The 5,273-nt window shown below is 60.3% G+C and carries 5 protein-coding genes; 3 read left to right on the top strand and 2 right to left on the bottom strand.

The genetic code is table 11. The features are described 5' to 3' along the window. Positions 1-357: 357 nt before the first annotated feature. Positions 358-1,500 (bottom strand): aldo/keto reductase, encoded by a 1,143-nt coding sequence (locus Q0H50_RS08310; RefSeq protein ID WP_294421328.1) that lies wholly within the window; start codon positions 1,498-1,500, stop codon positions 358-360. 648 nt (positions 1,501-2,148) lie between these two features. On the opposite strand from Q0H50_RS08310, the gene guaA reads away from it, so the two are divergent. The 3 genes from guaA (at position 2,149) to Q0H50_RS08295 (ending at position 4,199) form a co-directional block, all read left to right on the top strand. Then, the gene (gene guaA, locus Q0H50_RS08305) at positions 2,149-3,129 is read left to right on the top strand and encodes a glutamine-hydrolyzing GMP synthase (RefSeq protein WP_294421325.1); all 981 of its coding nucleotides are present in this window, start codon (positions 2,149-2,151) and stop codon (positions 3,127-3,129) included. A gap of 208 nt (positions 3,130-3,337) precedes the next feature. After that, positions 3,338-3,547 (top strand): helix-turn-helix transcriptional regulator, encoded by a 210-nt coding sequence (locus Q0H50_RS08300; RefSeq protein WP_294421321.1) that lies wholly within the window; start codon positions 3,338-3,340, stop codon positions 3,545-3,547. A 67-nt stretch (positions 3,548-3,614) separates the two neighbouring features. Then, entirely contained in the window at positions 3,615-4,199 is a 585-nt protein-coding gene (locus Q0H50_RS08295; protein ID WP_294421319.1) for a hypothetical protein, read from the top strand. A gap of 158 nt (positions 4,200-4,357) precedes the next feature. On the opposite strand, the gene Q0H50_RS08290 is transcribed toward Q0H50_RS08295, so the two are convergent. Further along, positions 4,358-5,194, bottom strand: a complete 837-nt coding sequence (locus tag Q0H50_RS08290; RefSeq protein ID WP_294421317.1) for a DegV family protein — start codon at positions 5,192-5,194, stop codon at positions 4,358-4,360. Positions 5,195-5,273: the final 79 nt, after the last annotated feature.

The raw sequence follows: 5,273 nt of genomic DNA, 5'->3' as shown, positions 1-5,273 counted from the left end.
TTCCCTTCTTTTTGTCCCCATACCACCAGGCGCCCCTTCGCATGCGAAAGGGCGCCTGTCATTTCGCCGATTATACCCAAACAATGATAATATTTGCAATAGCATATAATCGCGAACGAAAATAATCGCTTGAGGCAAGAGATTGCTCGCCGTATGGACGCATATTGAAAGAAATGCCTGGTCAGACAGCAGAGTACCCTTGCCTGGAAGCTGCGGAGCAGATCTGCACACCGCAACCGCAAAGGTGCTTGACGTCGGAGCAATCAGGGAACGGGCCTATCCCGCCAATATCCCTAGCGCGGACGACCATGCTTAGACCCCCGACATTCCCCTTCCCCGCTAAGCGCCGCTTCCCCGCTAAGCGCCGAACAACGCGGCGGTTTCCTCCATGCGCTGCGCGATAGGCACGCCGAACGGGCAGTTGGCCTCGCAGGCGCCGCATCCGGTGCAGTCCCCGGCGCGAACCTCAAGGGCAAGGTAATGGTCGCGCACGGACGCAGGCACCTCGTCCTGCATCTGCGCGAGGTCAGAGTACTTGTTCACCTCGGCAATGTTGATGCCCACCGTGCAAGGCTGGCAATGCCCGCAGTAGATGCAGTTGCCGAAATAGGCGTGCTGCGGCGCGCTGGCCAGGATGGACGCGTAGTTTTTCGCCTCGTCATCGGCGGTTTCGTACGCCAGGCAGCCAGCACATTCCTCGATGTCCCTGAAGCCGGCCAGCACGGAGGCGACCGCGGGGCGGGTCAGGCAGTAATGGCAAGCCTGCACGGGAGTCATCGCCGCGCCGAACGGCGATTTCCCGGCGTCGAACAAACGCCCGCCCGCGAACGGCTTCATGACGGTGATGCCCACGCCGTTTTCCTCGCACAGCGCGTACAGGCGCTTGCGCTGCGGGTCCATGTTCTCAAGACCTGGCTGGTATTCGTCTTTGAACAGGTCGTTGATGTCCTCGGAAGCGGGCAGCATGTCGTAGGCGGGGTTGATGGAGAACATGATCATCTCGATGTCCGGCGTGACCGCGGCTTGCAGCGCAACCTCGGGGTTGTGCGTGGACAAGCCGATGTGGTCGATGCGGCCGGCAGCCTTCTCGGCACGCACGTACTCGATGAACGGGCCGTTCATGATCTGCTCGAACTCGGCGATCACGTCCACGAAATGGATCAGCCCCAGCTCGATGTGCCCGCCGAAGCAAGCGAGCAGCTCCTCCCAGGCCGGGATCACCGCATCCATGTCGCGTGTGCGGGTGTACTGGCCGTTTTGCCAGGTGGCGCCGAAGTGACCCTGCACGATCCACTTGTCGCGATGCGCGCAAACGGCGTTGCCCAACACCCTGCGCACCGCCGGGTCGGCCATCCAGCAGTCAACGATGTTGACGCCCTGCTCCGCTGCGAAATCCACCAGGCGGGAAACCTTCTCCTGGTCATCACCCGGCATCCACTCCGCGCCGAAGCCGATCTCGCTGACCGCAAGCCCGGTCCTACCCAAACGCCTGTACTTCATGAAACCCCCTCTTCGCTCGATACCGTAACCGTATCCTACCAGGAGCAACCGCGCGATTGCCAGGAGCAGCCCCGCGACCCCACCGGGTGCAGCACACGCAGGCAAAGCGGCTGCCCCTACAACGACTCCTGCGCGGGCGCTGCGGAAGCAGTCGCCGCAGCCGCACAAGCCATAACCCGTGCCACCGAGCAAGAGAGCCTGCCCCTCTCAACGACACCGAACTTGCGCCAACGACCACGACCACCACGCCAGCCAGATCGAAAAACACGCCACGCAACCCCGGTGACGGACAAAAAGGCGAGCGTTGCGCTGTCGGATAGCCGATTCACCCCCGACATCGCCTCGAGGTCGACTAATTCGCGCATATATCTGCGCTCATGGCCGATTCATGCCGCGATTACTCAGCCTACAGCACCCGTAAATGCACATTTCTCGAATTCCTGACCACCAAAACCGAACCTTGGCCCACACAACTCCCGGCGGCACACGAGCTCAACCCGCCTGCCGCCGAATAAGGCGAATCCGCTGCTCGGCGGCAAAAAAGCCGGTCTCGGCAAAGGAAAACCTGGACCCTGCCGCATATAATATGGAGTTATGACTCATGCGTTGCGCACGGCAGCGCATGCCCGCGAACTAAAGGAGCTCTGCATGGATCCGAACAAGCGTCCCGACGACATGGTGCGCATCACCACCCCCGAACTTGCCCAGGCGTTCATCGACGAACAGGTTGCCGCAGTCCGCGAGCAAATCGGCGACAAGAAGGTTCTGCTGGCCCTTTCCGGCGGCGTCGACAGCTCCGTCGTGGCCGCGCTGCTCATCCGCGCCATCGGCAAGCAGCTCATTTGCGTGCACGTCAACCACGGCCTTATGCGCAAGGGCGAAAGCGAGCAGGTCATCGACGTGTTCAAGAACCAGCTTGACGCGAACCTGATGTACGTGGACGCAACCGACCGATTCCTGGGCAAACTCGTCGACGTCGAGGAGCCCGAGGCCAAGCGCAAGATCATCGGCGCCGAGTTCATCCGCGTGTTCGAGGAGGAGGCCCGCAAGGTCGGCAACGAGGTCAGCTTCCTGGCACAGGGCACCATCTACCCCGACATCCTGGAGTCCCAGGACGGCGTGAAGGCGCACCACAACGTGGGCGGCCTGCCCGATGACCTGCAGTTCGAGCTGTGCGAGCCCGTCAAGCTGCTGTACAAGGACGAGGTGCGCGTGGTCGGCCGCGAGCTGGGCCTGCCCGAGAACATGGTCGAGCGCCAGCCCTTCCCCGGCCCCGGCCTGGGCGTTCGCTGCTTGGGCGCCATCACCCGCGACCGTCTGGAGGCGCTGCGCGAGGCCGACGCCATCGTGCGCGAGGAGATCGACAACGCGGGCCTGACCATCTGGCAGTACTTCGCCGTGGTGCCCGACTTCCGCGCAACCGGCGTGCGCGAGGGCAAGCGCGCCTACGACTGGCCCTGCATCATCCGCTGCATCAACACGGTCGACGTCATGACCGCCGAGGTGCCCGAGCTTGACTGGGCGCTGCTCAAGCGCATCACCGCCCGCATCAACGCGGAGGTCCCCCGCATCTGCCGCGTATGCTACGACCTCACCCCCAAGCCCGTCGGCACGGTGGAATGGGAATAAGCTGCAACAACATATCGCCCATCCAAGGCGCCTTGCTCTTTGCAAGGCGCCTTTTTCGTGAGAGATCGTTTGCAATGCTTCTTGCACCGATAGCGATTATGCCGCATTTGCATTTCATAATGCAACATATAGTTGACACTGCACCTATAATGCAATATATTTCTGTCATGTTGCAACGGATATTTGTCCATATATCGAAAGGAAGCCCATGCCTGGCCATAAAAACCTACGCATGAAGGCAGCGCGCGCGGCAGCCGGCCTTTCGCAATCCGATCTCGCCGAAGCCGTTGGCGTCACGCGCCAAACCATCGGCCTCATCGAGGCAGGCGGTTACAACCCCACGCTCAATTTATGCGTCGCTATTTGCAAAACCCTTCATGTCACCCTAAACGACCTTTTCTGGGACGAAGAGCGCTAACCCGGTTTCGCCATCTGCAACCCAGCACGTTAACCCAAACTCGAACATATCCTTTTAGGAGAGAATCATGAAGCTGCAAAATATGAAACTTGCCCAGAAATGGCGCGAATACGCCGGCCCGAAGGACGAGCGCCTTGAGGCCGAGAACGCGAAAATCTACAAGCTTGGGTTCATGTTGCTATCGTTCGGCATGCTCACGCTGCTTATGTATCAAATCATGGCCCAGCAGGTAGCGTGGGTGCACAACGACGCCAACGAATCGTTTCGCCTCTTCGCAAATCCCGTTGACGCCGTCATGTACGCATGGCTTTTCATTGTAATGATCGTCTGCGCTGTGCTGCAGACGCGGAAAGGCTATGTCGATACCAACCGCTTCGGGCAAACCGAGCACATTCCCACGGGCTACTTCCTGCTCATCTCGGGAATCACCGGCATCGCAAGCGCACTCGCCATCGCTGCTATGCGCTGTATCGCCGAGGCGCATATCGTGCCGATTGAAAGCGTCTTTTGGGGAGCGAACCTGGCAACGGGCGTAGTGTTCGGCGTGACCATCTTCGTTGCCGTATTCGGCGCGCTGTGCTTGGCATTCTTCGAGGCAAAACAACGCCGCGCGAAAATCGAAGCGGAACTAGACTGCCCCGACGACCTGTAACCTAAAAGAGCAGGGTCCCTGCCCTATGCCACTTCGTCAGGGAAATGCAACAAGCCGCGCCCAGGCAATCTTCTTGGGCGCGGTTCAATTCGTCTCGGAAATGCTGTTGTCCATGAAGCCGTATCTGCAGAATCAACGAACGCGCGGCAATCTACCGGCTAGAAGCCTACAATCAGACCTCCGCGTTCGGCGTAGTAGCTGCAAAGGCCCCTGGTCGGGAGAATCTCGATCTTGGAATCAGCCCATGCGCTCAAAATGCTCTCTTTGAGAGCCTGGGCAACAGCATGGTTGTCGCAATGGCTAATGGCAACGTTGCCGCCGGAGAACCCGCGCTCCCTCATGCACTCGACCAGCGCGCGGACGGTGCGCTTCGAGCCGCGCGTCTTGCCCTCGACGACGATCCGGCCCTCGTCGCTGGCGCTGCCGATGCCCCACATGCCAAGCGCCTTGGCAAGGAAGCCTGCCATCTTGTGCATACGGCCGTTTTTGATCAGGTTGTCGAAAGACGAAAGCGCGAAGATCACCTTGGTCTTATCCAGAAACGCGTTCGCGCGGTCCACCGCTTCGTCGAAGTCGACGCCCTCACGGGCAAGCCTTTCGATCTCACGCACGCAAAGAACCAGCTCAGGGCCGGTAGAGCGGGAATCCAACACGGCGATCTTCTTATCCGGGTCCGCCTCGAGCGCCAAATCGCGGGCGGTCAGCGCGCTGTTCATGCTGCCGGAAAGCTGCGACGAGATGGTGATGGCGAAAGTTCGATCACCCTTCTCGAACTGCTCAAGCCACGCGCCCGGAGCGGGGCACGAGGTGTAGCTGGCGGTCTTCTCCTGCTCCATATCGCGCAGCATCTCCTCGATATCGAGCTGCTCGTTATCGGTATACCCGCGAACGCCGACGCTGATCTCGAACGGCACGCTGGATAGCTCGATCGCATCGGATCGATAGTCTGACGGGATAAGGTCGCAGCTTGAATCCGTGACCACGTTCCATTTCATGTAGGCCGTCCTTTCCCGATGCGTCAAGGCACCCGCACGCAACAGACGCCCCGCATCATTTCCTTTTCCCTGTACCCGC

This window comes from uncultured Senegalimassilia sp., assembly GCF_934632265.1.
Classification (GTDB): Bacteria; Actinomycetota; Coriobacteriia; order Coriobacteriales; family Eggerthellaceae; genus Senegalimassilia.
Note: the sequence above shows the minus strand (reverse complement) of the source record. Positions and strands in the feature narration are given on the sequence as shown.

Bases quoted from the DNA above. Each gene is read 5' to 3' on its own strand.
- Q0H50_RS08310 (WP_294421328.1), bottom strand. From the start codon at position 1,500: ATGAAGTACAGGCGTTTGGGTAGGACCGGGCTTGCGGTCAGCGAGATC.
- guaA (WP_294421325.1), top strand. From the start codon at position 2,149: ATGGATCCGAACAAGCGTCCCGACGACATGGTGCGCATCACCACCCCC.
- Q0H50_RS08300 (WP_294421321.1), top strand. From the start codon at position 3,338: ATGCCTGGCCATAAAAACCTACGCATGAAGGCAGCGCGCGCGGCAGCC.
- Q0H50_RS08295 (WP_294421319.1), top strand. From the start codon at position 3,615: ATGAAGCTGCAAAATATGAAACTTGCCCAGAAATGGCGCGAATACGCC.
- Q0H50_RS08290 (WP_294421317.1), bottom strand. From the start codon at position 5,194: ATGAAATGGAACGTGGTCACGGATTCAAGCTGCGACCTTATCCCGTCA.